At 44.4% G+C, this 23,838-nt stretch carries 28 protein-coding genes; 13 read left to right on the forward strand and 15 right to left on the reverse strand.

Going from position 1 to position 23,838, the window contains the following annotated elements; genetic code table 11:
* The first annotated feature begins 11 nt into the window (after positions 1-11).
* Genes yhdP through Phpb_RS10090 form a run of 5 tightly spaced genes read left to right on the forward strand, consistent with a single transcriptional unit; the run spans position 12 to position 6,894 of the window.
* Positions 12-3,809, forward strand: a complete 3,798-nt coding sequence (yhdP, locus tag Phpb_RS10070) for an AsmA2 domain-containing protein YhdP (RefSeq protein WP_065390217.1) — start codon at positions 12-14, stop codon at positions 3,807-3,809.
* Positions 3,806-4,663 (forward strand): deaminated glutathione amidase, encoded by an 858-nt coding sequence (gene nit1 / locus Phpb_RS10075; protein ID WP_065390218.1) that lies wholly within the window; start codon positions 3,806-3,808, stop codon positions 4,661-4,663. Before yhdP ends, nit1 begins: the two co-directional genes overlap by 4 nt.
* Before the next feature lie 5 nt (positions 4,664-4,668).
* Entirely contained in the window at positions 4,669-6,114 is a 1,446-nt protein-coding gene (gene tldD, locus Phpb_RS10080) for a metalloprotease TldD (RefSeq protein WP_065390219.1), read from the forward strand.
* Between the two features lie 41 nt (positions 6,115-6,155).
* Positions 6,156-6,620, forward strand: a complete 465-nt coding sequence (locus Phpb_RS10085; protein WP_065390220.1) for a ribonuclease domain-containing protein — start codon at positions 6,156-6,158, stop codon at positions 6,618-6,620.
* A 4-nt stretch (positions 6,621-6,624) separates the two neighbouring features.
* Positions 6,625-6,894 carry a barstar family protein gene (locus Phpb_RS10090; RefSeq protein ID WP_011148185.1) on the forward strand — a complete coding sequence of 90 codons (270 nt, stop codon included), beginning with the start codon at positions 6,625-6,627 and terminating at the stop codon, positions 6,892-6,894.
* A gap of 31 nt (positions 6,895-6,925) precedes the next feature.
* Here the strand turns inward: Phpb_RS10090 and yjgA are convergent, their stop codons facing one another.
* Positions 6,926-7,465, reverse strand: a complete 540-nt coding sequence (gene yjgA / locus Phpb_RS10095; protein ID WP_065390221.1) for a ribosome biogenesis factor YjgA — start codon at positions 7,463-7,465, stop codon at positions 6,926-6,928.
* A gap of 201 nt (positions 7,466-7,666) precedes the next feature.
* Between yjgA and pmbA the strand changes: the two genes are divergently transcribed.
* Complete coding sequence (pmbA, locus tag Phpb_RS10100; RefSeq protein WP_065390222.1) at positions 7,667-9,007, forward strand: metalloprotease PmbA; 1,341 nt, start codon at positions 7,667-7,669, stop codon at positions 9,005-9,007.
* 53 nt (positions 9,008-9,060) lie between these two features.
* Here pmbA and rnk read toward each other — a convergent pair whose 3' ends face one another.
* The 12 genes from rnk to Phpb_RS10160 all read right to left on the reverse strand — a co-directional run bounded on the left by rnk (position 9,061) and on the right by Phpb_RS10160 (position 17,626).
* On the reverse strand, positions 9,061-9,471 hold the full coding sequence (rnk, locus tag Phpb_RS10105) for a nucleoside diphosphate kinase regulator (RefSeq protein ID WP_065390223.1): 411 nt from the start codon (positions 9,469-9,471) through the stop codon (positions 9,061-9,063).
* Positions 9,472-9,659: 188 nt separating this feature from the next.
* A complete protein-coding gene (gene npr / locus Phpb_RS10110; protein WP_036809268.1) occupies positions 9,660-9,932 on the reverse strand; it encodes a PTS phosphocarrier protein NPr in 273 nt (90 codons plus the stop codon).
* A 3-nt stretch (positions 9,933-9,935) separates the two neighbouring features.
* On the reverse strand, positions 9,936-10,787 hold the full coding sequence (rapZ, locus tag Phpb_RS10115) for an RNase adapter RapZ (RefSeq protein ID WP_021323560.1): 852 nt from the start codon (positions 10,785-10,787) through the stop codon (positions 9,936-9,938).
* Between the two features lie 74 nt (positions 10,788-10,861).
* A complete protein-coding gene (gene ptsN / locus Phpb_RS10120) occupies positions 10,862-11,329 on the reverse strand; it encodes a PTS IIA-like nitrogen regulatory protein PtsN (protein ID WP_065390224.1) in 468 nt (155 codons plus the stop codon).
* Between the two features lie 125 nt (positions 11,330-11,454).
* Entirely contained in the window at positions 11,455-11,742 is a 288-nt protein-coding gene (gene hpf, locus Phpb_RS10125; RefSeq protein ID WP_036775988.1) for a ribosome hibernation promoting factor, read from the reverse strand.
* Between the two features lie 23 nt (positions 11,743-11,765).
* Positions 11,766-13,205 (reverse strand): RNA polymerase factor sigma-54, encoded by a 1,440-nt coding sequence (rpoN, locus tag Phpb_RS10130; protein ID WP_065390225.1) that lies wholly within the window; start codon positions 13,203-13,205, stop codon positions 11,766-11,768.
* 26 nt (positions 13,206-13,231) lie between these two features.
* Entirely contained in the window at positions 13,232-13,957 is a 726-nt protein-coding gene (gene lptB, locus Phpb_RS10135; protein WP_065390226.1) for an LPS export ABC transporter ATP-binding protein, read from the reverse strand.
* An 8-nt stretch (positions 13,958-13,965) separates the two neighbouring features.
* A complete protein-coding gene (gene lptA, locus Phpb_RS10140; protein WP_065390227.1) occupies positions 13,966-14,499 on the reverse strand; it encodes a lipopolysaccharide ABC transporter substrate-binding protein LptA in 534 nt (177 codons plus the stop codon).
* Entirely contained in the window at positions 14,480-15,058 is a 579-nt protein-coding gene (gene lptC / locus Phpb_RS10145) for an LPS export ABC transporter periplasmic protein LptC (protein ID WP_065390228.1), read from the reverse strand. The genes lptA and lptC overlap by 20 nt, the downstream gene beginning before the upstream one ends.
* A 20-nt stretch (positions 15,059-15,078) precedes the next feature.
* Complete coding sequence (kdsC, locus tag Phpb_RS10150; RefSeq protein ID WP_065390229.1) at positions 15,079-15,642, reverse strand: 3-deoxy-manno-octulosonate-8-phosphatase KdsC; 564 nt, start codon at positions 15,640-15,642, stop codon at positions 15,079-15,081.
* Positions 15,643-15,659: 17 nt separating this feature from the next.
* Positions 15,660-16,628, reverse strand: a complete 969-nt coding sequence (kdsD, locus tag Phpb_RS10155) for an arabinose-5-phosphate isomerase KdsD (RefSeq protein WP_065390230.1) — start codon at positions 16,626-16,628, stop codon at positions 15,660-15,662.
* 23 nt (positions 16,629-16,651) lie between these two features.
* On the reverse strand, positions 16,652-17,626 hold the full coding sequence (locus tag Phpb_RS10160; protein ID WP_065390231.1) for a calcium/sodium antiporter: 975 nt from the start codon (positions 17,624-17,626) through the stop codon (positions 16,652-16,654).
* 228 nt (positions 17,627-17,854) lie between these two features.
* On the opposite strand from Phpb_RS10160, the gene mlaF reads away from it, so the two are divergent.
* From mlaF to murA, 7 genes are all read left to right on the forward strand, one after another.
* A complete protein-coding gene (gene mlaF / locus Phpb_RS10165) occupies positions 17,855-18,658 on the forward strand; it encodes a phospholipid ABC transporter ATP-binding protein MlaF (protein WP_065390232.1) in 804 nt (267 codons plus the stop codon).
* Between the two features lie 10 nt (positions 18,659-18,668).
* Positions 18,669-19,451: a lipid asymmetry maintenance ABC transporter permease subunit MlaE gene (gene mlaE / locus Phpb_RS10170; RefSeq protein ID WP_065390240.1), complete on the forward strand. Its 783-nt coding sequence runs from the start codon at positions 18,669-18,671 to the stop codon at positions 19,449-19,451.
* Between the two features lie 4 nt (positions 19,452-19,455).
* Positions 19,456-19,962 (forward strand): outer membrane lipid asymmetry maintenance protein MlaD, encoded by a 507-nt coding sequence (gene mlaD, locus Phpb_RS10175; RefSeq protein ID WP_065390233.1) that lies wholly within the window; start codon positions 19,456-19,458, stop codon positions 19,960-19,962.
* A 33-nt stretch (positions 19,963-19,995) separates the two neighbouring features.
* Complete coding sequence (gene mlaC, locus Phpb_RS10180) at positions 19,996-20,625, forward strand: phospholipid-binding protein MlaC (RefSeq protein ID WP_065390234.1); 630 nt, start codon at positions 19,996-19,998, stop codon at positions 20,623-20,625.
* A 1-nt stretch (position 20,626) separates the two neighbouring features.
* Positions 20,627-20,920: a lipid asymmetry maintenance protein MlaB gene (mlaB, locus tag Phpb_RS10185; RefSeq protein WP_065390235.1), complete on the forward strand. Its 294-nt coding sequence runs from the start codon at positions 20,627-20,629 to the stop codon at positions 20,918-20,920.
* Between the two features lie 273 nt (positions 20,921-21,193).
* Positions 21,194-21,448, forward strand: coding sequence for a BolA family iron metabolism protein IbaG (gene ibaG, locus Phpb_RS10190; RefSeq protein WP_011148158.1), 255 nt, complete (start codon positions 21,194-21,196; stop codon positions 21,446-21,448).
* Between the two features lie 51 nt (positions 21,449-21,499).
* Positions 21,500-22,759, forward strand: coding sequence for a UDP-N-acetylglucosamine 1-carboxyvinyltransferase (murA, locus tag Phpb_RS10195; protein WP_065390236.1), 1,260 nt, complete (start codon positions 21,500-21,502; stop codon positions 22,757-22,759).
* A 79-nt stretch (positions 22,760-22,838) separates the two neighbouring features.
* Here murA and Phpb_RS10200 read toward each other — a convergent pair whose 3' ends face one another.
* Together Phpb_RS10200 and Phpb_RS24870 are read right to left on the reverse strand one after the other, a co-directional pair.
* A complete protein-coding gene (locus Phpb_RS10200) occupies positions 22,839-23,276 on the reverse strand; it encodes a type IV secretion protein Rhs (protein ID WP_065390237.1) in 438 nt (145 codons plus the stop codon).
* Positions 23,273-23,838 (reverse strand): RHS repeat-associated core domain-containing protein (locus Phpb_RS24870; protein ID WP_205634761.1); only part of this gene is annotated, 566 nt, incomplete at its 5' end. The genes Phpb_RS24870 and Phpb_RS10200, both read right to left, overlap by 4 nt.

Genomic DNA, 23,838 nt, shown 5'->3' on the forward strand with positions numbered 1-23,838 from the left:
AGGAGATATGTGTGAGGCGACTGCCGGGAGTATTATTAGCGACAGCCGCAATAGTCATTATTATTGTGGCTTTGCTTGTCAGTGGATTACGTTTTCTACTGCCACATATTAATGATTACCGCCCACAATTATTCGCTAAAGTTGAGTCAATTATTGGTGTACCTATTGATGCTGGATATATTGCGGGAGAATGGGAATCTTTCGGGCCTGTTTTTGAATTACGTGATATCACTGTAAAAACGGCAAATGCAGATGTGAAAGCCAAAAAGATCACGGTTGCATTGGATATCTGGTTATCTTTGTTAAGAATGCGTTGGAATTTTCGCGATCTTACTTTTTATCAGTTACAGGTAGATTACCATCAACCGCTATTTAAGGATCAAAGCGGTAATATGTTTTCCCAATCGGATCTATTTTCTGATCTGTTTCTGGAGCAGTTTGATCATTTTAATCTGCAAGATAGCCGGTTTACTTTCCTTACTCCCTCTGGTGAACGTGCTGATCTGTTGTTACCACAATTAACTTGGCTGAATAAAGATAATCGTCACCGTGCTCAAGGGAAAATTAGTCTCTCTTCTATCAATAATCAGCATGGGAATATACAAGTTAAATTTGATTTGCATGACACTAATGGCGTGTTGGATAACGGGACCATTTATTTGCAGGCAGATAAGGTCGATATTCATCCGTGGTTAAGTCATTGGTTGCAGGATAATACTGGGTTGAAGGATGCTGAGTTTAGTTTGTCTAGTTGGATTATGCTTAAAGAGGGTCGAATTGATGGCGGCCAACTGCAACTCCGTCAGGGAGAAGCTAATTGGAAAGTTGCTAACAAATCTCACAACCTTTCTGTCAGTGATCTGGTGTTACGGATGCGCCGTCAAGATGGTGGTTGGTTGTTTGATGTACCTGAGCTGGCAAATTTGATCACTGATAGTCAGCAATGGCCGTCAGGAAAAGTATCAGTGCTCTATCTGCCGAAAGCCAAGAGAGTTGATGGTCATGATCATTGGCGTGTTCGGGCGAAAAATATTCAACTTGAACGGCTAAGTAGCATTTTACCGACTTTTTCTTTTTTGACTTCTGATCTGGTGAAGGATTGGCAGCGTCGTCAGCCACAAGGATTGGTAAAGTATCTTGCCCTCGATATTACACCCAAAATAGCAGATGATTCCCGAATCAGTATGCAATGGCAAAATGTTAGTTGGCAACGCTGGCAGGAATTGCCTTCTATCGATAATTTCTCTGGTTCTCTCAATGGCAGCTTGCGGCAAGGTAGACTGAGTTTTGCGTTGAAGGATAGTGTCGTTGATTACCGCGATATGTTCCGGGCACCGTTTGAGATATCCCAAAGTCATGGCGAAATACTCTGGCGGCAAGGTGAGCGGGGTTTACAACTCTGGAGTCAAGGGTTGGATTTGCAAGGGAAATCATTGTGGGTCAATGGTGATTTTCGTTATCAACAGCCTAAAGAACAGCCTCCGGCGCTGAGTATTCTGGCGGGAGTGCGGGTTTATGATGCGGGTGATGCCTGGCGATATTTTCCAGAACCTTTGATGGGGACGCCTTTGACTGACTATCTGACAGCTTCAATTATTAAAGGGCAGATAGAAAACGCGACTTTTGTTTTTCAAGGCAATCCAAAAGATTTCCCATTTGCAAAGAATAATGGGCAGTTTCAAGTTTTTGCTCCATTGCGTCATGCGACTTTCCAGTATCAACCAAATTGGCCGGCACTGCTGGATCTCAATATTGATCTTAATTTCCAGAATAACGGTCTATGGATGCTTGCTCCGCAAACGGCACTCGGTAAAGTGAAAGCCAGTAATCTGTCAGCGGTAATTCCTAATTATCGTAATAAGAAATTATTAATCGATACTGATCTTCTGGGAGATGGCAAAGATATTCATGAATATTTTACCCGCAGCCCGTTAGCAAATTCTGTTGGTGAAACACTGGAGACATTACAGGTCGGTGGTCAGATCGCGGGTAATTTGCATTTGGATATTCCTCTCAATGGTGGCAATGTGGATGCTCGCGGTGAGGTGACTTTAAAAAATAATCACTTGTTGATTAAGCCCCTAAGCAGCGAAATGAGAAATGTGAGTGGCCGGTTTCGCTTTAATAATGGTAATTTACAAAGTGGCAAATTATCGGCTCAATGGCTTGGACAGCCTGTTACAGTTGATTTTTCTACCGAGAGTTTACCCAAAAATTATCGAGTCAATGTTGGCCTGAATGCGCGTTGGGCTCTTGCAAAATTATCTGGATTTTCACCGGAGATTGCTAAAGTATTTTCTGGCTCTGTTGATTGGCAAGGAAAGGTTGGTATTAGTTTGCCGTTTCAGAGGAAGCCTCAATATGATGTGAAAATCGACGCTGATTTATCACAAGTGGATAGTCATTTATCTGCCTTGAAAGCGGATGAACTGCGCACTCTTCATATTCTGGCTGATGGTGATATGGAGCAGTTGCGAGTAAAAGGCATTTTAGATAAACAGTATGCATTTAATACTCAATGGCGTTTGGCAGGGAAAAACACTCAACTATCACGAGGAATTTTACAAAGTAACAGTAACAACATTCCTGATTTACCTGAAAAATCCCTATTGGAATTGAATCTTCCGGCAATTGAGGGTGAAGAGTGGTTAGGACTGATTGCGCCTCTAGCTTCTGGTTCTTCATTGGCAGGTATGTCAATGTTGCCACAGCATCTTTATATATCACTTCCATCACTGGATGTGGGGGGACAGCGTTGGAATCAGTTATCGTTGGATGTGGAAAAACAGTTTTGGGGAACGCAGGTCACTGCTAATAGCCGGGAAATCAACGGTAAACTTAATATCCGTAATAGTGGCCCTTGGCAAATGAATTTGAGCTATCTTTACTATAATCCTTTGCAATATAGCTCTCAGCAAGCTGAATCCGATTTACCTAAACAATCTCAGACAGGTACAACTCTGCGTTATTCGCTGAACCAATGGCCTTCATTAGATATCATCTGTTCTGAATGTTGGATTATGGGATTGAAGCTTGGGAAGGTGTCTGGTTCCCTGATTCCAGAAGGTAATTCGCTTGTATTAAGAGATGGAATAGTAGAAAACAGTGTCAGTAAACTGAATTTGGCAGGTCGTTGGCAAGAAGGTGCGGTAGGGAATAATACTCGTATTATGGGGCAATTTTCTGGTGAAAAGTTTGATGAGATGGCATCTTACCTTGGTATAGTTGTACCGATTGTAAATTCACCGTTTACCTTCCGTTTTGATTTTAATTGGTGGGATACACCGTGGAAACCCAATTTCCAAACGCTGAATGGCAATCTTAAAAGCAACTTAGGCAAAGGCGCTATTGAAAAATTGGGCGGTGGAGGTGCTGGCCAGTTACTAAAATTAGTCAGTTTTGATGCTCTGTTACGTAAATTACAGCTCGATTTCAGCGATACCTTTAGCCAGGATTTTGAATTTGATTCAATTCGTGGTGATGTTTCAGTAAAAAATGGGATACTCAAGACTGAAAACTTACGGGTCGATGGGTTGATTGCCGATGTGATAACGAAAGGTGAGATTGATCTTGTTCGCCAGCAGATCAATATAGAAGCCATCGTCACGCCAGAGATTTCTGCTACTGTGGGGGTAGCGACGGCTTTTGTCATCAATCCGATGGCTGGCGCTGCATTATTCGCGGCGACCAAGGTCTTGGGGCCGTTATGGAATAAGATATCGGTTATTCGTTACCGGATTACTGGTAATCTTGAACAACCGAAAATTGATGAAGTTCTGCGTCAGCTTAAGGAGAATAGAGGAACATGAGAAACGTCAATGTTGCACTCTTGCAGTTATGTAGCGGTGAGAATATCAAACATAATTTGGCGCAAATTGAACAGCAAATTAAGCAGTTGCCAGATACTATCAAGTTTGTTATGACCCCGGAAAATGCATTGTTGTTTGCTAATGCTGATAGCTATCGTAAGCATGCGGAACAACAGGGGCATGGGCCTTTGCAGCAAGCTGTCAGTGAGATTGCCCGCCGTTATGGTGTTTGGTTATTAATCGGTTCTATGCCGCTTATCAGTCGTGAAAATCCTGAACGGCTCACCAGTAGTAGCTTGTTGTTTGATGATCAGGGTAAGATTTGCGCCCGTTACGACAAAATCCATATGTTTGATGTCAATATTAATGATGAACATGGATCATATAACGAATCGTCCGTTTTCCAACGTGGGGAACATATTACCGTTGTGGATACCCCTATTGGCCGTCTCGGGATGACCATATGTTATGATCTACGCTTCCCTGGGTTGTTTCAGGCGTTACGTGAGCAAGGCGCTGAGTTAATATCTGTTCCTGCGGCGTTTACTCGTTTGACAGGAAAAGCGCATTGGGAGCCACTGTTACGGGCTCGTGCTATTGAAAACCAATGTATCCTGTTAGCGCCGGCTCAGGTTGGTGTACATGGAACCCGTCAGACGTGGGGTCACTCAATGGCAGTGGATGGTTGGGGGAAAGTGATTAAGAAAAACCCCGATGCAGTCAGTGCACTACAACTGAATGTCAGGGCAGATAGCTTGAAGATTATGCGTGAGCAAATGAAAGTGGTGAAACATAACCGCTTCCGGCCGCAGTTGACTTCCTTGATTGAAAAAATACCGCAAATTAAAGAGTAGCAATTATGAGTTTAACTACTGTCAGTGAACACTTACTGGCTGCAAATAAATTAAGCCATCAAGATCTGTTTTCAGTACTTGGTCAAATGACTGAACGTCGGCTGGATTATGCCGATCTCTATTTTCAATCCAGCTACCATGAATCTTGGGTGTTGGAAGATCGGATTATTAAGGATGGTTCCTATAATATTGATCAGGGGGTTGGTGTTAGGGCAATCAGTGGTGAAAAAACGGGTTTCGCTTATGCAGACCAGATCACATTGAATGCGTTGCAACAAAGCGCACAGGCTGCCCGTAGCATTGTCCATGAAAACGGGAATGGTAAAGTCCATACCTTTGGCGAAGTGACCTATTCTCCGCTTTATGCGGCAATTGATCCGCTGCAAAGTTTTTCCCGTGAAGAAAAGATCGCGTTATTGCAGCGTGTGGATCAGGTGGCTCGAGCGGAAGATCCGAGAGTACAGGAGGTCAATGCCAGTCTGACAGGGATCTATGAACGAGTGTTGGTCGCGGCGACCGATGGGACTTTGGCGGCTGATATTCGTCCTCTCATTCGTTTATCTGTCACGGTGCTGGTGGAAGATAACGGTAAACGTGAACACGGCAGCAGTGGTGGCGGCGGCCGTTACGGTTATGAATATTTTCTGGAAGTGGTTAGTGGTCAAATCCGCGCAGAACAATTTGCCCGTGAAGCTGTTCGTATGGCACTGGTGAACCTTTCCGCTGTTGCAGCACCCGCTGGTACTATGCCGGTTGTTCTAGGGGCAGGTTGGCCGGGCGTGTTGCTGCATGAAGCGGTTGGTCATGGGCTGGAAGGTGATTTTAACCGCCGTGGTACTTCGGTGTTTTCTGGTCAGATTGGTGAGAAGGTCGCGTCAGAACTTTGTACTGTGGTTGATGATGGCACGATAAAAGGTCGTCGTGGGTCATTGACAATTGATGATGAAGGCGTTCCTGGACAATACAATGTATTAATTGAAAATGGCATTCTGAAAGGTTACATGCAGGACAAAATGAATGCACGTCTGATGGGTGTCGCGCCGACTGGCAATGGTCGCCGTGAATCTTATGCTCATCTACCAATGCCTCGTATGACTAATACCTATTTGCTGGCGGGTCATTCCACACCGGAAGAGATTATCGGTAGTGTGCGAAATGGTTTATATGCGCCAAATTTTGGTGGTGGTCAAGTGGATATCACTTCCGGTAAATTCGTGTTCTCGACATCTGAGGCTTATCTGATTGAGAACGGTAAAATTACCAAACCAGTGAAAGGTGCGACCCTTATCGGTTCCGGTATTGAGGCGATGCAGCAGATCTCTATGGTAGGGAACGATCTTGATCTAGATAAAGGTGTCGGGGTTTGTGGCAAAGAGGGCCAGAGCGTACCTGTTGGTGTTGGTCAGCCTACTTTGAAACTGGACAACTTGACCGTTGGAGGAACAGCCTGATTTTTGGCTGTTTATCCGAGATAGATCATATAAGGATAGTCATGAAGAAGACTTGGCTAGCAGGTGTGTTACTGACTGTTTTGGTTGTGGCTTGTGGTACTTTTGCTAAAGATGTTGATAAGACGCTGTTGCAGGCTCCAGAAACAGATGGGGGTACCTCAGCAATACAACGGATTGAAGGGTTAACTGAACAGAATAACGTAGTGGCTTACTTACGACAGAATAATAAATTACCCGATATTTATATTACTAAAAAGCAGGCCCGCGACCTTGGCTGGAATGCAAAACAGGGAAATTTATGTCAGGTTCTGCCGGGTAGAGCAATTGGTGGCGACAAATTTACTAACCGTGAAAAGAGGCTGCCAATGAAACCGAAACGTCAGTGGTTTGAAGCGGATGTTAACTACCGTTGTGGGCACAGAGGGAGTGACAGATTGCTTTATTCATCTGATGGTCTGATTTATCTGACGTTGGATCATTACAAAAGTTTTACCTTAATGGAGTAATTCTATGCATAAAGTGGAGTTTGATTTTGACCGTATCCCTGATCTGAAAATGTTCTATCAGCAGTTTTCTGAACAATTTGAGTTAGGAGACGAGTTTGGTAGTAATTTGGATGCTTTGTGGGATGTTGTGACAGGAGGAATTGAGTTACCTGTAGAGGTCAATTTCATCCATTTTACGCAGCAGAAAGAACGCGATTTCTCCTCGTTAGTGCTTTTGTTTGAAGAAGCAGAAGAAGAACTGGAAGGGGAATTGAGTTTTAATATTTTCCCCTAACAGAAATTAGAACCTTACGGGTTTTAGGTCGTTAAGCGGATTCAGCCATATCTTTAAGATACTGGAAAATCTGGCGATAAGATTTAGGTGGCTTATTTGCCGCCTTTTCTTTTTTGGCGTTGCGGATCAAAGTACGCAATTGCTGGCGATCGGTTTGTGGGAATAACGCCACTACTTCATCAATAACATCGTCATTGCCATCAATCAATTTATCGCGTAATTCTTCCAGTTTATGGAACAGAGTGATTTGCTGATTATGACGATTTTTCAGTTTATCAAGCGCGGTGGTAATTGGCTCGACATCCCGGGTACGCAGCAGTTTGCCAATAAATTGTAATTGGCGACGGCGCCCCTCTCTTTTTATCTTCTGTGCAAGTTCAATGGCGGCCAGCAGATCCTCATCTAACGGAACGCGTTCAAGCGCACTTTTGCTGAGCTCAACCAATTCTGTACCCAGCTTTTTCAATGCTTCGGCATCACGTTTAATTTCGCTTTTACTGACCCAAATTATCTCTTCTTCTTCCTCTTCAGCGGGAGAATCATTGAGCCAATCTTCAGGCTGCTTTGCCATAGTGGTTTTCCTTTTAAAAAGGCCGGAGCTGGCAGGTTGATTTTTGGTGCATGACCTGTAGCCCGGTGGGTGTTAACATCCTAATATTGTGTATTGTAACTGGGAAAAACGTCTGATTACCACTCGGCATTGACTGTGTGGATAAAATGGCCCTGTTTTCCCGACAGATTTTCCCTTTATTCATCAAATTACGGGTAATTAATGAAAATCACGGATCAAATTGCGGAACAACGCAAACAACTGGAAAATGCAGTTTCACAGGCACTAGAGCTGGCAAAAGCGGGTTGTGATGCTGCGGAGGTCGCGGTTAATAAAACAACGGGTATTAGTGTCAGTACCCGCTTTGGTGAAATAGAAAATGTAGAATTCAATAGCGATGGTGCGCTGGGGATTACCGTCTACCATCAGCAACGTAAAGGTAGCGCATCATCGACAGATTTAAGCCCGGACGCCATTGCTCGTACTGTTCAGGCAGCGATTGATATCGCTCGCTATACCTCTCAGGACCCCTGTGCTGGCCCGGCAGATAAAGCGTTACTGGCGTTTGAAGCACCAGATCTTGACCTGTTCCATCCAACAGAATTGGATACTGATAACGCGATTGAACTAGCAGCTCGTGCAGAGCAAGCGGCATTACAGGCCGATAAGCGAATTACCAATACCGAAGGCGGCAGTTTTAACAGCCATTATGGCATCAGAGTGTTTGGTAACAGCCACGGTATGTTGCAAAGCTATTGTTCCAGTCGTCACTCTATGTCGAGTTGTGTGATTGCTGAACTTGATGGCGATATGGAACGGGACTATGCGTATACCATTAGTCGTCGTTTTGAAGATTTAAAATCGCCAGAATGGGTTGGGCAGGAATGTGCTCGCCGTGCGTTATCTCGTTTGTCGCCACGTAAATTGCCGACTATGAAAGCGCCGGTGTTGTTTGCTGCGGAGGTTGCAACGGGCCTTTTCGGTCATCTGGTTGGCGCTATCAGTGGTAGCAGTATTTACCGGAAATCCTCTTTCTTGCTTGATCATCTGGGCAAACAAATTCTGCCATCATGGCTGACAATTGAAGAGCGGCCACATTTACTGGCAGGTTTAGCTTCTTCTCCATTTGATAGTGAAGGTGTTTCTACCTGTAATCGGGACATCATTAAGGATGGGATATTACAGACCTGGCTTCTGACAAGTTATTCTGCCCGTAAGCTAGGAATGGCAAGTACCGGCCATGCAGGTGGAATTCACAACTGGTGCATTGCAGGGCAAGGTCAGGATTTCGCAGGTTTGCTGCGTCAAATGGGAACAGGGTTAGTGGTCACTGAACTGATGGGGCAGGGCGTCAGTGCAGTAACCGGCGATTATTCCCGTGGGGCCGCTGGTTTTTGGGTAGAAAATGGTGAGATTCAGTATCCTGTCAGTGAGATTACTATTGCCGGTAATTTGAAAGATATGTGGGCTAATATGGTCACTATTGGGGATGATATTGAAACTCGCAGTAATATCCAGTGCGGTTCAGTCTTACTACCGGAAATGAGTATCGCTGGTCAATAAGAGATACCCGTTTCCGATTATTTTAGTCAGCCCGGACAAATGGGCTGGCTGAATTAACGATGGAGATCGCCGGCAGCTTCTGGCTGGTAAAGTAATTCTAATACTTTGACTCGGGTTTCTTCGCCGTTTGGCAATGCCCAACTGATTTCGTCGCCGATACGAAGGCCCAATATTGCAGCTCCTAAAGGAGCCATAACAGAGAGCTGATCTGAACTGTCTTGCAGTGACGCTGGATAAACTAAAGTACGTACCCGCTCTTCATTGCTTGTTAGGTCAAGAAAACGAACCCGGCTGTTCATTGTTACAACATCTGATGGAATTTCTGCTGGAGGTACAATCTCTGCACGATCCAGCTCCTCATTTAAAGCGTCAGCGATACTAGTATCTGCAAACGCTGGCTGTTCCAACAGGGAATCTAAACGTTCTGCGTCTAATTCGTTGATGATAATTGCTGGTTTAGTCATACCACACTCCAAATGGACTCCAACACAAAATAACACCCCGCACCATAAGGAGGGGGGTGTTATTTAAAATGGTTAACCTGATAGTAGGCTGTTCTTACTGGAAAAGAAAGAGATCATGATCACGAACTGTTTTGTGCTGCTAATGAAAACAGTAAAGGATATGATAATCCACAGGTGAGTGAGCAACGTTATTCTTCGTCAAATCCCGAATTAAATAGATTAATAATGGCGGCGAGAGCCTGTTCTTCATCTGGGCCGCTGGCTTCAACTTCAATATAGCTGCCTTTTTCTGAATCCAGCATCAGCATAGCAATTACACTGCTAGCTTCGGCTTCAACATGGCTATCATTGCGTAAAACAACATGAGACTCAAAGAGCTGTACTAAATCATACAGCTTCATTGCTGGCCGGGCGTGCATTCCCAGCCGATTTTTGATTTCAAGCCTCTGCTTGACTGTCATTATTTATTTTCGCTTTTCGAGAGTACGGTGGCGCGACTGTACGTTTTTGCCTCGGGAGCGAAAGTAATCGGCCAACTGTTCTGCCACGTAAACGGAACGATGTTTACCGCCGGTACAGCCAATAGCCACGGTCAGATAGCTGCGGTTATTGGTTTCAAGCATAGGCAGCCAGAGTTCAAGATAACTGCGGGTTTGATAGATAAAGTTATGCACTTCCGTATGACGGTCGAGGAAAGCGGCTACGGGACGATCAAGGCCGGTCATTGGCCGTAATTTAGGGTCCCAGTGTGGGTTTGGTAAGAAACGTACGTCAAAAACATAGTCGGCATCAATTGGAATGCCATGCTTGAAGCCGAAAGACTCAAACACCATTGTCAACTCACGTTCCCGTTTGCCTAGCAGACGCGTTCTTAGCATCTCAGCTAATTCATGGACTGACATTTCGGAAGTGTCGATAATCAGATCCGCTCTTGAACGAAGGGGTTCCAGCAGATCGCTTTCTTGATCAATCGCGCTTTCCAGAGAAAGGTTTTTGCTTGATAGCGGATGCAGACGGCGAGTGTCGCTATAACGGCGGATCAGCGTGTTACGGTCAGCGTCAAGAAACAGTAATTGCGGTGAGAAACTCGCAGGTAGTTTAGTCAAGGCTTCTTCGAAGACCTCAGGAGATTCCGGCATGTTTCTTACATCAATACTCACTGCGGCGGAAATATCGCGGTCAGCCAACGTATTTGCTAATTCTGGTAGTAATACTACCGGCAAGTTGTCTACACAATAAAAACCCATGTCTTCCAGTGCGCGCAAGGCGACGGATTTACCTGAACCGGAACGGCCACTGACTATCATCAGCACCATGAGGCGACTCCCCTTAATTTCTCAGTGGTTATTATGAGCCACTCTTATCTGTTGCTCTCCATGCACTGCAACAGTTATTCAGTGATAATTGAGTATAATTCTTCATCACTTTGTGCCGATCTTAAACGGCGACAGAGGTTTTTATCTGCAAGACGTTTGGCGATCAATGACAATGTGTGTAAGTGCGTCTGGCATTGATCACTTGGAACCAGTAAAGCAAACAGCAAATCAACTGGTTGATTATCAATAGCATCAAAAGCAATGGGGTGTTCCAGATTTAGGAAAACGCCGACTGCTTGATCTGAGCTTTCTGCATCTAATTTACCGTGAGGGATAGCGATACCACTGCCAATTCCAGTAGTACCTACTTTTTCTCTGGTTAATATTGCTTCGAATACGACATTTTCTGGTAACTTAAGCTGCTGAGATGCTAGCTCACTGATAATCTCTAAAGCCCGTTTTTTGCTCGAACAATGTACATTATTGCGCGTACATGTGAGGGAAAGCACAGAGCTTAGTAGTAAATCTGCTTGATTATTCATTTTTTATATTCACTTAGGTGCCTCATTGATACCGGATGCCATAGAATATCTGTGACATCCGGTATTTGCGCACTGTTTTACAGCAATACTCCGCTGTTGTTACTACATTCTTTGTTAAATAACTGTTAATGATGTCTCAGTTTGTCTTTATGTTTGGTTAATTGACGCGCCAGTTTATCGACCAGACCATCAATTGCTGCATACATATCTTCATGTTCTGATGATGCGTGCAACTCACCTCCGTTAATGTGTACAGTAGCTTCGGCGATTTGTTGTACCTTTTCCACTCGGAGGATTACCTGAGTCAGGTTGATCCTGTCGAAATATTGATCCAGTTTGCTGCATTTCGCCGTGATAATGTCGCGTAACGCATCAGTAATTTCAATATTGTGGCCGGTTATTTTGAGTTGCATATTGTCTTCCTTCTCTGTTCATTTCAAACCAGACGCTTACGTTGGTTTGATGGCGGAATGGATAACGACTCTCGATATTTTGTGACAGTCCGTCGGGCAACCATGATGCCTTGATCGGCTAGCATGCTCGTCAGTTTGCTGTCACTTAATGGTTTGGCGGGGTTTTCCGCTGCTACCAGTTTTTTCACCAAAGCCCGTATTGCAGTTGAAGAGGCTTCGCCTCCACTTTCTGTATTGACATGGCTGGAGAAAAAATACTTCAATTCAAAAATACCACGTGAGCTGTGCAGGAATTTCTGGGTAGTCACCCTGGAAATGGTAGATTCATGCATATCAACCTGGAAAGCAATGTCAGCTAAAACCATAGGTTTCATATGTTCTTCACCACGCTCAAAAAATTCCTGTTGCTGCTCTACAATGCAACGCGCGACTTTCAGCAAAGTATCATTCCGGCTTTCCAGGCTTTTGATAAGCCATCTAGCCTCTTGTAGGTTATTACGGATAAACTGACTGTCACTTTCATTGCGCGTATGTTGCCCAAGCTCTGCATAATGCTGATTAATGTGTAAACGGGGGATACTATCTGTATTTAATTCTACTTGCCAGTGTTCGCTCTCTTTTCGAACCAGTACATCGGGGATGACGTATTCAGATTCGCCAGTGTTTATTGCCAGACCGGGCTTCGGTTCAAGTGACTGGATTAAACTGATGACCTCTTTCAGAGTATCTTCTTTCAAATGACTCAGACGGATTAAATTGCGGAAATCCCGATGACCTAATAGCTCCAGATGTTCGCAAACGATCAGTTTTGCCTCTTTCAGACAAGGTGTTTCTGGCGGAAGCATTGATAGCTGGACCAGTAGACAATCTTTTAAATCACGAGCGGCGACACCGATAGGATCGAAATGTTGTATCCGTTTTAGCACCGCTTCCACTTCTTCTAGAGTGAGTTGATCGTCGCCAATGCTGGCAAGAATATCTTCTAATGGCACAGTGAGATAGCCAGTGTCATCTACGGCATCAATGATTGATGTCGCAATGGCCGCATCTGTTTCCGTGAAAGGGGTGAGCTCTGCTTGCCACATTAAATAGTCTTGCAAGGTTTGAACGGTTTCACCTTGGTAAAGCGGCAGTTCGTCGTCGTTATAGTCATTACGTGTCCCGGAAGGTGTGCCAGCGGTGTAAATTTCATCCCAACTGGCATCCAAGGGTAACTCGTCTGGCATATCCTTTTGTTGCAAGGCATCAAGCGTATCCATAGCTTCCGTTTCGTTATCGGGAAGTTCCTGATTGCCGATTTCCTGATGATCTTCATCCTGTTCAAGCAAAGGGTTCATTTCTAGCGCTTGTTGTATTTCCTGCTGGAGTTCAAGCGTAGAAAGTTGCAACAAACGAATAGCTTGTTGGAGCTGTGGTGTCATAGCCAGTTGCTGACTAAGCCTGAGTTGCAAACTTTGCTTCATAGCGTTAAATCAATTCTCCTGGCTAATTAGAGCCGGAAACCTTCGCCTAAATAAACGCGCTTCACCTGTTCATTATTAAGAATATCATTAGGTGTGCCGTGAGCAATCAGATGCCCTTGGCTGACAATATAAGCACGTTCGCATACATCCAATGTTTCACGGACATTGTGGTCTGTGATAAGGACCCCTAGCCCATAATCTCTCAAATGCTGAATGATTTTCTTGATATCGATGACCGAGATAGGATCTACGCCGGCAAAAGGCTCATCCAGCAAAATAAATTTAGGATTGGCTGAGAGCGCTCTGGCAATCTCTACGCGGCGGCGTTCACCTCCGGAAAGCGATTGGCCAAGACTGTCACGTAGATGGCTGATATGGAACTCTTCCATCAGCTCTTCGGCACGTTCTTTTCGTTGCTCTTGAGTCAGATCCTGGCGGATTTCCAATACAGCCATCAGGTTATCGAATACGCTTAGACGGCGGAAAATAGAAGCTTCCTGAGGCAAATAACCAATACCACGGCGTGCCCGTTCGTGAAGTGGCAGTAGGCTAATATCTTCATTATCAATGGTGATTGTCCCGGCATCCCGTGAAACGATACCGACGACCATATAGAAAGTCGTCGTTTTCCCGGCGCCGTTCGGACCAAGCAGGCCAACAATTTCGCCGGAACTCACGTTTAGGCTGACATTTTCAACGACCTTACGGCCTTTGTAAGCTTTTGCCAGGTTTTCTGCGTTTAGTATTGCCATATATATCGTTATTTACTCTTGTTATTAGCCCCAGGGCTTTCTTCTTGTAATTGAGAAGGGAGAAGGACGGTTGTCACTCGTTTACCTTTATCACTAAACGCTTCCATCTGCTGAGTTGGGACTAGATAGGTGATACGATCGCCTTTTATATTGCTGTCTAGCTGTTCCAAATAGGCATTGCCAGTCAGTGTAACCAGCTCTTTATCCATTTCGTAACGCATTTTAGAACCGCGGCCCTTGATTGGTTTGCCATTGTCCTGTAGCTGATAGAAAGTGACCGGATTACCAAATGCTTCAATAATCATTTTCTTAGAGTCGCCGTCTGGACGAGTTACAACAACTTTGTCAGCGCGGATATCGATGGAACCTTGTTTAACGATCACATCTTCTGTAAATGTGGCAGTGTTCCCTGTCATGTCAAGGGCTTGTTTAACAGAATCGATAGAAATAGGTTTCTGGGTGTCATCTTTCAGTGCCAGAGCAGGAAGGCTGACTGCAAAGATGGCGCTGGCAATAAAAGCATTACGGATTCTGTTTTTCATGTTGGATTTCATAGTAGGTGTTAACCTTTTCAATCAGTTCAGCGGTTTTGTTCCGCAGATTGCCGCGCATTTTCATACCGACGGATTTTAGCCCGACCCCAATCAGTGTGACCTGATCGTCAGATGAAACATCCTGAGTTACCAGGTTGATGATAGCGTTCTCTGTGGTAATACGTTGTAATTGTGACGTATTAGTCAGACTGTCAACCTGTACGTCTCCGTAAAGATAGAGCATTCTGTCATTAGTCAGTTTGGCTTTGTTAGCTCGAACTGTCCATGTAGCAATGGCATTTGAGTCATAAGTAATCAACACTGGTTTGGTAAACCAGGTAAGTTTTGACTCTGCATAATTTTGGACGTCATCAGCGACCAGTTTATACGTCAGTTTCCCCGTAGGGTCATAAACAAAAGTTATAGCTTCCTGACTTTGATAGGTTGGCTGACTGTTATCTGTAGCAGAAGATGATTTAATCTCATCTGAATCAGATAAGTTCCAGCCAATTAACGCCAGGATGATTAATATCAGAGTTATCACCGACCAGGATTTGATTCTATCCATTCTTGTTTCACTTCAACCTACTATATTGATAATCCTTTGGCCTCTTCCAGCTTATTCTGAGCGAAAAGCACCAAATCACAAAGTTCCCTTACCGCACCACGTCCCCCTGCAATTTGGGTGACATAATTCGCTTTTGGCAAGAGTAATGGATGTGCATCTGCCACAGCGACAGATAACCCCACTTGTTCCATGACCGGCCAATCAATCAGATCATCACCGATGTAAGCAACCTGTTCTGGTTTTAATCCCAGTTTATCTAACAATTCTTTGTACGCCAAAACCTTATCACTTTGTCCTTGGTAAAGATGTGTAATCCCTAGTGTGTTTGCTCGATCTTCCAGCAATTTCGCTGTACGGCCGGTAATAATAGCGACTTCGATTCCTGAAGTAATTAAGCAGCGAATGCCGTAACCATCCCGAACATTAAATGTTTTTAACTCTTCACCATTATTGCCCATATATATCAAGCCATCGGACAGAACACCGTCAACGTCGCAAATCAACAAGCGGATTTTGCGGGCTTTTTCAATAACATCTTTACTCACTGGACCATAACAGGTGTCCAAATAAACTAATTGGCTCATTAAGGCGTTTTCTCCGGTTAAACCACACCAGCTTGCAGCAGGTCATGCATATGTAATACCCCAAGCAATTTATTTTCCTCTGCGACCAGTAAAGAGGTGATATGGTGCGACTGCATTAGGTTCAATGCATCAACTGCAAGGGTATGCGGTTTGATACGGATACCACCTGTTGTCATAACATCCGAAATTTTGACATTGTACAAATCGACTCCCATATCAAACACTCGCCGTAAGTCACCATCAGTAAAAATACCATCAATATACATATTTTCATCGCAAATGACGGTCATACCTAATTTTTGTCGGGTGATTTCGAGTAGTGCTTCCCGTAAGGACGCATCACGATGAACTTTTGGAATATCATCGCCTGTATTCATCAAATCACTCACCAGTAACAAAAGTTTGCGTCCAAGAGTGCCGCCTGGATGTGATAGGGCGAAATCTTCAGCGGTAAAGCCGCGTGCCTGGAGCAATGCAACCGCTAAAGCGTCGCCCATAACCAACGTTGCAGTAGTACTGGTTGTAGGAGCCAAACCTAGAGGACAGGCTTCCTGTGGAACTTTGATACACAGGTGGATATCTGCGGCTTTCCCCATACTACTGTGGTAATTATTAGTCATGCAGATAAGGGGAATTTTTTGGCGTTTTAATGCCGGGATCAGTGACAAAATTTCACTGGACTCACCAGAATTTGAGATGGCTAAAACAATATCTTTAGGTGTAATCATGCCGAGGTCGCCGTGGCTGGCTTCTCCCGGATGAACGAAAAAGGATGGAGTACCGGTGCTGGCGAAAGTCGCAGCAATTTTACACCCAATGTGGCCGGATTTGCCCATCCCCATGATAATCACTTTACCTTCGCAGTTGAACATCAGTTCACAGGTACGAGCAAAATCTTCATTAATATATTGTACAAGTTCTGCCAATCCATCACGTTCTATGTCTAATACTTTTTTACCCGCTTGCTGAAAATCAATCTTAGGCATTTCTTTTTCCTACTTATTTGTGTTTATTCAACGCTGTAATCGGAAATAAACAGTATGATAAAATAAGCGATAAAACAGCTTAATAACAGGACACCTTTAAATCGGTTTAATCGGTGTTTACGACCCAAACAAAATGCAGTAAATATTATGCTGGCTACCATCATTACCCAAAAGTCACGACGGAAAGATTCAGGAGAAATAGCTGCTGGTGAGAGTAATGCGGGAAGGCCCAAAACAGTTGATATATTGAATATATTTGAACCTATAATATTTCCGAATGCAATGTTATCTTCACCTTTGAATGCGGCTGCGATCGAGGTTGCTAATTCTGGCAGGCTGGTACCGACCGCAAGTACAGTAAGCCCGATAACTAATTCACTAATACCATAAATGCGGGCAATAACAGTTGCATTATCAATAACCATGCGAGTTGCCATAGGTAAAATAAGTAGCCCTAATAGAATCCAAAGTAGGGCAATGTGTTTATTGCCTTCTACCGGTAATTCGGCGGCCTGTTCCTGCGTGTAAATATCCGTTTCGGCACGGCGTGGTAGAGCAACCATTTTGATCATCAGCAAAATATACACTATGGCGGAAGTGAGCAATACCAATCCATCCATCCGGCTGAGATAGTTATCACTCATCAAATAACCACAGAAGGCGGTGAGCAATAGCATCAACAGCAGCTCCTGCCGCAAAATATCTGATTTTACTACCATTGGGCGAATAAATGCGGCGGCACCGGTTATCAGTAGCAGATTAGTAATGTTGGAGCCAATAACATTACCCACCGCCATATCCGGTTGGCTATCTAGCATGGCAGTAACTGAAACCATTAATTCGGGCAGGGAAGTTCCAATGCCAACAATGGTAATACCAATAATAAATGGAGGCAGCCCCAGAGTACGGGCAAAAATTGCAGCGCCATATACTAATCTATCGGAACCATATACCAGTAAAATCAATCCGGTAATTAAAAGTAAAAAGGTCAGAAGCATGAAGCGTCCTTTGTAAGGTATATTCCGAATTAATGTTAACGCTGGTTGATTTTCTAAACAAAAATTGCCTGCCCAGTGAGATGGGATACATTCTGACGGCGGCGAATAGAAAAGTAAAATTTGTCATCACATTAATGGCGAAAATCCCCCAGTTTTTTTGTAGTATATGTGATTAATATGTGAACCAAATATTAAAGCCAATTTATTAACCGTTAAGGGCTATCAATAATGAACCAACAGACAGCAAATCTCATCGAGATCCGTGGTATGTATTTTACCCGTGGTAACCGTTCGATTTTTGCTGATATTAATCTAGTTGTGCCTAGAGGGAAAGTCACTGCGATTATGGGGCCTTCTGGGATAGGGAAAACAACACTATTACGATTGATTGGCGGTCAGTTACGTCCTGAACGCGGAGAAATCTGGTTTGATGGCGACAATATTCCTGCTTTATCCCGTTCGCGCTTATATGCTGCGCGCAAGAAGATGAGTATGTTGTTTCAATCCGGGGCATTATTCACTGATCTCAGTGTCTTTGAGAACGTCGCTTTTCCGCTGCGTGAACATACGAACCTGCCTGAGGAAATTATACAGACTACTGTAATGATGAAATTAGAGGCGGTAGGGTTACGTGGCGCCGCGAATTTGATGCCTTCCGAACTTTCCGGTGGTATGGCAAGACGCGCGGCTCTGGCTCGTGCTATTGCACTTGATCCTGATCTGATTATGTTTGATGAACCTTTTGTTGGTCAGGACCCGATTACGATGGGGGTTTTGGTGAAGTTGATTGATGAACTGAATAAGGCGCTTGGAGTGACTTGTGTGGTGGTTTCCCACGATGTACCGGAAGTTCTGAGCATTGCGGATTACGCTTATATTATCGCTGAACAACAGATTATTGCTGAGGGGACTGCGCAGCAGTTGCGGTCTAATTCTGATAGACGAGTACGGCAATTTCTTGATGGTATTGCTGACGGGCCGGTACCTTTCCGTTTCCCGGCCGGGGATTATAAAACTGAGTTATTAGGATAATGGGATGTTAATGTTAACACAGGCGCTGGCGGCACTTGGCCGACGGGCTATTGAGGTATTCGCCTCTTTTGGCCGCGCGGGTTTTATGCTTTTCCGCGCGATAATTGGCAGGCCAGAACCCGCCAAACAATGGCCGTTACTCCGACAGCAACTTTACAGCGTGGGTGTTCGGTCATTGTTGATTATTATCGTTTCAGGGCTGTTTATTGGCATGGTGCTTGGCCTACAGGGGTATCTGGTACTGACGACATACAGCGCAGAAGCCAGTCTTGGTATGATGGTGGCGATATCTCTGTTGCGTGAATTGGGGCCGGTGGTCACGGCACTGTTGTTTGCAGGCCGTGCCGGATCAGCCTTGACCGCGGAAATCGGTTTGATGAAAGCCACGGAACAAATTTCCAGCCTGGAGATGATGGCGGTAGATCCATTACGACGAGTGATAGCGCCCCGTTTCTGGGCGGGGTTTATCAGTATGCCGCTATTATCCTTGATTTTTGTGGCGGTAGGCATTTGGGGAGGTGCGATAGTTGGTGTTGATTGGAAGGGGATTGACAGTGGCTTCTTCTGGTCTTCAATGCAGTCTGCTATCGAGTGGCGGAAAGATTTGCTGAATTGTTTTATTAAAAGTGTCGTTTTCGCTATTACTGTGACCTGGATAGCTCTATTCAATGGTTATGACGCGATCCCTACTTCGGAAGGGATCAGCCGAGCGACGACCAGAACGGTGGTTCACGCGTCGTTAACAGTTTTAGGTTTGGATTTTGTGCTGACAGCACTCATGTTCGGGAACTAAGTCAATGCAAAGCAAGAAAAGTGAAATTTGGGTTGGATTTTTTGTCTTGATTGCACTGGCTGCAATCATCTTTTTATGCCTAAAAGTGGCAGACATTAAATCGGTAGGCAACCAGCCAACTTACCGTTTGTACGCAACTTTTGACAATATCGGTGGTCTGAAAGTGCGCTCACCGGTAAAAATTGGGGGGGTGGTGATTGGCCGAGTTGCAAATATCTCTCTTGATGAAAAAACTTATACGCCGCAAGTGGCTCTGGATATTATGAAGCAGTATGACCATATCCCTGATACCAGCTCTCTTTCCATCCGTACTTCTGGCCTATTAGGTGAACAATATATTGCCCTGAATATAGGGTTTGAAGATCCCGATATGGACACCCGTATTCTGAAAGAGGGTGATCGCGTACAGGATACCAAATCAGCAATGGTACTTGAGGATCTTATCGGCCAGTTCTTGTATAAGAGTGGCGATAATGCCCAAAGTGGGGCAGAACATACGCCGACACCTTAGCCAGCAACTGAATATCATTAAGAGGAACCGATTATGTTGAAGAGATTATTAATGGTGGCGCTATTGGTTATTGCGCCATTAGCGAGCGCGGTTGATCAGACGAATCCTTATAAGCTGATGCAGGATGCGGCGGAAAAGACTTTCACTCGTTTGAAAAACAGCCAATCACAAATTCGTCAAAATCCAGATTATCTGCGTCAAGTGGTGAAAGAAGAACTACTGCCCTATGTCCACATCAAATATGCCGGCGCATTGGTTCTGGGGAAATACTATAAAGATACGACTCCAGAGCAGCGCAAGGCTTATTTTGCCGCATTTGAATCTTATCTAGAACAGGCTTATGGGCAGGCTTTGGCAATGTATCACAATCAAACTTACCAGATTGACACTGAAAAACCGTTGGGGGACAGCGATGTTGTTGCTATTCGTGTCAATATTATTGATCCGAATGGCCGTCCTCCTGTCCGTCTTGATTTCCAGTGGCGAAAAAACAGCAAAACTGGCGACTGGCAGGCATTCGATATGATTGCTGAAGGCGTTAGTATGATTACAACTAAACAGGGTGAATGGGCTTCTATCTTGCGTCAGCAAGGTGTTGAGGGACTGACTAAGCAGCTTAAAATCAGCGCCCGACAGCCAATCACACTGGAAGAGAAAAAATAAGATGGGTGAGAGTCTGATCTGGGAAAAAACAGGGCAAACATTGATTCTCAAGGGCGCTTTGGATCGTGATAGTTTGCTTCCTCTCTGGCAGCAAAAAGAGAAATTATTGGCTGATATTGACAGCATCAATGTGTCAAAACTTGAATATGTGGATTCTACCGGGTTAGCTCTTTTAGTTCGTTTCAAACATCACATGCAAAAGAGAGGGGATAAATTGCACTTTTCTGGCATTGATGAACGGCTTAACACCCTGATTACGCTCTATGATCTGCAAGAAATGATCATTGATAGCTAACCGATAATCTCATTAATTATCTGTATAATCAGCGCCCTTGTAAGCAGAAATGCTACAAGGGCGTTTTCATAGTTTAAGAATAAGCAGGATTCTATTAGGATAGATGGCTGTCTATTATTTATTTCTAACTACATACCCTATGGATTTCAAGATGCATCGCGGCGGCAAGGGAGCGAATCCCCGGGAGCATAGAGAACTATGTGACCGGGGTGAGTGAGTGCAGCCAACAAAGAGGCAACTTGAAAGATGACGGGTACAGAACATTGAGCAATTATGGATACTAATGAGATTAAGCAAGTGCTGATGGATAAATTAGCACTGGATGAAGTCATCGTTAACGGAGATGGCAGCCATTTCCAGGTTATTGTGGTTGGTGAAATGTTTGCCGGCATGAGTCGGGTAAAACAGCAGCAAGCCGTTTATGCGCCTTTAATGGAATACATTGCTGATAATCGCATTCATGCCTTGTCAATTAAAGCCTACACGCCGGATGATTGGAAACGGGATCGCAAGCTCAACGGTTTTTAATATTGTTTGCCTCGCCGCGAACAGCAAATTATATAAAGAGAGTCGTCACAGATGGATAAATTTCGTGTGAAAGGGCCCACTCGTCTGTCGGGTGAGGTTACTATTTCCGGGGCAAAAAATGCTGCACTGCCAATCCTATTCGCCGCGTTGTTGGCTGAAGAGCCTGTTGAGTTGCAAAATGTTCCAGAATTGAAAGATATTGATACCACTATCAAATTATTGAATTGCCTTGGAACCAAAGTTGAACGTAATGGTTCAGTATTTGTAGATGCCCGCGAAGTGAATCAATATTGTGCGCCTTATGAGCTAGTGAAAACCATGCGAGCGTCTATTTGGGCGTTAGGTCCTTTGGTCGCGCGTTTTGGTCAGGGACAAGTTTCTTTGCCGGGTGGTTGTGCTATTGGCGCCCGCCCGGTTGATCTGCATATCAGTGGCTTGGAACAGTTAGGTGCTGAAATTGTTCTGGAAGAGGGCTACGTCAAGGCTTCCGTTAATGGACGTCTGAAAGGGGCTTGCATTGTGATGGATAAAGTCAGCGTTGGAGCGACAGTCACGATTATGACCGCGGCAACGTTGGCAGAAGGGACAACAGTTATTGAGAACGCAGCACGTGAACCTGAAATCGAAGATACGGCTAATTTTCTCAATACCTTGGGTGCAAAAATCACAGGGGCGGGCACAGACCATATCACCATTGAAGGTGTAGAACGTCTAGGTGGCGGCGTATATCGTGTACTACCTGATCGGATTGAAACGGGGACATTTCTTGTTGCGGCGGCGATATCTGGTGGTAAGGTAATTTGCCGTCATGCTAAGCCAAATACGCTGGATGCAGTATTGGCTAAATTGCGTGAAGCGGGTGCTGATATTGAAATTGGTAAAGATTGGATAAGCCTCGATATGCACGGTAAACGCCCTAAAGCGGTGACATTACGTACTGCTCCGCACCCTGGTTTCCCGACTGACATGCAGGCACAGTTCAGCTTGCTGAATTTGGTTGCGGAAGGTGCAGGGATGATCACCGAAACTATTTTCGAAAACCGTTTCATGCATATCCCCGAATTAATTCGGATGGGGGCTCATGCGGAAATTGAAAGTAACACCGTGCTTTGTCATGGTGTTAAAAAATTATCTGGTGCTCAGGTCATGGCGACGGATTTACGTGCATCAGCGAGCTTGGTTCTTGCGGGGTGTATTGCAGAAGGCGTGACGGTTGTTGACCGTATTTATCATATTGACCGGGGTTATGAACATATCGAAGATAAGTTGCGCGGACTTGGCGCCAACATTGAACGAGTGAAATCAACGTAGACTTACTGTGGTATGCACCACGGTAGATCATAAGAAGGCCGGAAGATCACTTAGGATCTTCCGGCCTTCTTAATATGTTTTAGGATAAATTAGAGAACCCAAAATCTATATATCCCTCAGAGCTAATAACAAAGCACCATTTTTTATTTTCATCAAAAAAATAATGATGTTGTGGCACATTATTAATAACAAGCAAAGAAATAGCATGGAATTGCTCTGGATTCATAGCGATTGCAAAGTCTAAAGATGAATCATTTATATAATAAATCGTTTTACTGCCAGATATAACCTTGTTAATAGAATGATCTTCAACAAATTTATTCATTAATAGTTCCAAATCATCATCTTTCGTATATAAACAACTTTGATGATTATTGGTTTTTGACCAATCTATCTTAGAGCCTTTCCATTCAAAAGAATCTGATAAAGAGTCGGCTATTTCTTCCCAATCATCTATTATTACTGGAGGATTAGGTTGTTGATTGATTTCATTTCTAATTTCTTCATCAAGAGTCATGAGCCTCTCCACGGTTTTGATGGAAGATCAAATAGCTTTTGCAGCTTAGTGACTGTTTTCTCAGTAGCATCAAAAAGGAAATGTTCACCTTTTTCTTTTCCACTAAAGACATTAATATGAGCCCCGCTTCTTTCATCATATTCAATTCTAAAACCTGTTTTTCCATCAGCGGTAGTCATTCCGACAGGCTGGTTCTTTGTAGAACCAAACTTACCAGTGTTCACTTTCTCTGCTTTAAATTCTCTATCTGTAAGCCAATTTAATGCCTTATTTCTAGCTTGCTCAAACGAGTTTCTAACTGCTGGACAGCCAGCAAGACCCAGAGGGTCGATCCAACCCGTCGGATTATGCACGTAACTGTAAGGATTTACTCCTCCTGCTAACCCCAAAGGGTCAGGGCTGAGGTAGCACGCTGCTTCCGGCAAATAATAGCGGTGCCGATTGTAGCAAAGCCCTGATTCCTCATCAAAAAGTTGCCCGGCGAATCGGAGGCCCGGGTCCAGTGGCGGGTTTTCACCCAGCCCGCCCAGCCGCAGCCCGTACAGGGACTGCTTCGGCCGCC

The sequence above is a fragment of the Photorhabdus namnaonensis genome, from assembly GCF_001684335.1.
GTDB lineage: Bacteria > Pseudomonadota > Gammaproteobacteria > Enterobacterales > Enterobacteriaceae > Photorhabdus > Photorhabdus namnaonensis.

Excerpts from the sequence above, each read along its gene's own strand:
- kdsC (WP_065390229.1), bottom strand. The coding sequence starts at position 15,642 with ATGAGCCAATTAGTTTATTTGGACACCTGTTATGGTCCAGTGAGTAAA.
- kdsD (WP_065390230.1), bottom strand. The coding sequence starts at position 16,628 with ATGCCTAAGATTGATTTTCAGCAAGCGGGTAAAAAAGTATTAGACATA.
- nit1 (WP_065390218.1), top strand. The coding sequence starts at position 3,806 with ATGAGAAACGTCAATGTTGCACTCTTGCAGTTATGTAGCGGTGAGAAT.
- lptB (WP_065390226.1), bottom strand. The coding sequence starts at position 13,957 with ATGGCAATACTAAACGCAGAAAACCTGGCAAAAGCTTACAAAGGCCGT.
- Phpb_RS10200 (WP_065390237.1), bottom strand. The coding sequence starts at position 23,276 with ATGACTCTTGATGAAGAAATTAGAAATGAAATCAATCAACAACCTAAT.
- mlaB (WP_065390235.1), top strand. The coding sequence starts at position 20,627 with ATGGGTGAGAGTCTGATCTGGGAAAAAACAGGGCAAACATTGATTCTC.
- pmbA (WP_065390222.1), top strand. The coding sequence starts at position 7,667 with ATGAAAATCACGGATCAAATTGCGGAACAACGCAAACAACTGGAAAAT.
- Phpb_RS10085 (WP_065390220.1), top strand. The coding sequence starts at position 6,156 with ATGAAGAAGACTTGGCTAGCAGGTGTGTTACTGACTGTTTTGGTTGTG.
- lptC (WP_065390228.1), bottom strand. The coding sequence starts at position 15,058 with ATGGATAGAATCAAATCCTGGTCGGTGATAACTCTGATATTAATCATC.
- rnk (WP_065390223.1), bottom strand. The coding sequence starts at position 9,471 with ATGACTAAACCAGCAATTATCATCAACGAATTAGACGCAGAACGTTTA.
- mlaC (WP_065390234.1), top strand. The coding sequence starts at position 19,996 with ATGTTGAAGAGATTATTAATGGTGGCGCTATTGGTTATTGCGCCATTA.
- Phpb_RS10160 (WP_065390231.1), bottom strand. The coding sequence starts at position 17,626 with ATGCTTCTGACCTTTTTACTTTTAATTACCGGATTGATTTTACTGGTA.
- ibaG (WP_011148158.1), top strand. The coding sequence starts at position 21,194 with ATGGATACTAATGAGATTAAGCAAGTGCTGATGGATAAATTAGCACTG.
- mlaE (WP_065390240.1), top strand. The coding sequence starts at position 18,669 with ATGTTAACACAGGCGCTGGCGGCACTTGGCCGACGGGCTATTGAGGTA.
- murA (WP_065390236.1), top strand. The coding sequence starts at position 21,500 with ATGGATAAATTTCGTGTGAAAGGGCCCACTCGTCTGTCGGGTGAGGTT.
- ptsN (WP_065390224.1), bottom strand. The coding sequence starts at position 11,329 with ATGAATAATCAAGCAGATTTACTACTAAGCTCTGTGCTTTCCCTCACA.
- tldD (WP_065390219.1), top strand. The coding sequence starts at position 4,669 with ATGAGTTTAACTACTGTCAGTGAACACTTACTGGCTGCAAATAAATTA.
- mlaF (WP_065390232.1), top strand. The coding sequence starts at position 17,855 with ATGAACCAACAGACAGCAAATCTCATCGAGATCCGTGGTATGTATTTT.
- hpf (WP_036775988.1), bottom strand. The coding sequence starts at position 11,742 with ATGCAACTCAAAATAACCGGCCACAATATTGAAATTACTGATGCGTTA.
- lptA (WP_065390227.1), bottom strand. The coding sequence starts at position 14,499 with ATGAAAAACAGAATCCGTAATGCTTTTATTGCCAGCGCCATCTTTGCA.
- Phpb_RS10090 (WP_011148185.1), top strand. The coding sequence starts at position 6,625 with ATGCATAAAGTGGAGTTTGATTTTGACCGTATCCCTGATCTGAAAATG.
- yjgA (WP_065390221.1), bottom strand. The coding sequence starts at position 7,465 with ATGGCAAAGCAGCCTGAAGATTGGCTCAATGATTCTCCCGCTGAAGAG.
- npr (WP_036809268.1), bottom strand. The coding sequence starts at position 9,932 with ATGACAGTCAAGCAGAGGCTTGAAATCAAAAATCGGCTGGGAATGCAC.
- rapZ (WP_021323560.1), bottom strand. The coding sequence starts at position 10,787 with ATGGTGCTGATGATAGTCAGTGGCCGTTCCGGTTCAGGTAAATCCGTC.
- mlaD (WP_065390233.1), top strand. The coding sequence starts at position 19,456 with ATGCAAAGCAAGAAAAGTGAAATTTGGGTTGGATTTTTTGTCTTGATT.
- rpoN (WP_065390225.1), bottom strand. The coding sequence starts at position 13,205 with ATGAAGCAAAGTTTGCAACTCAGGCTTAGTCAGCAACTGGCTATGACA.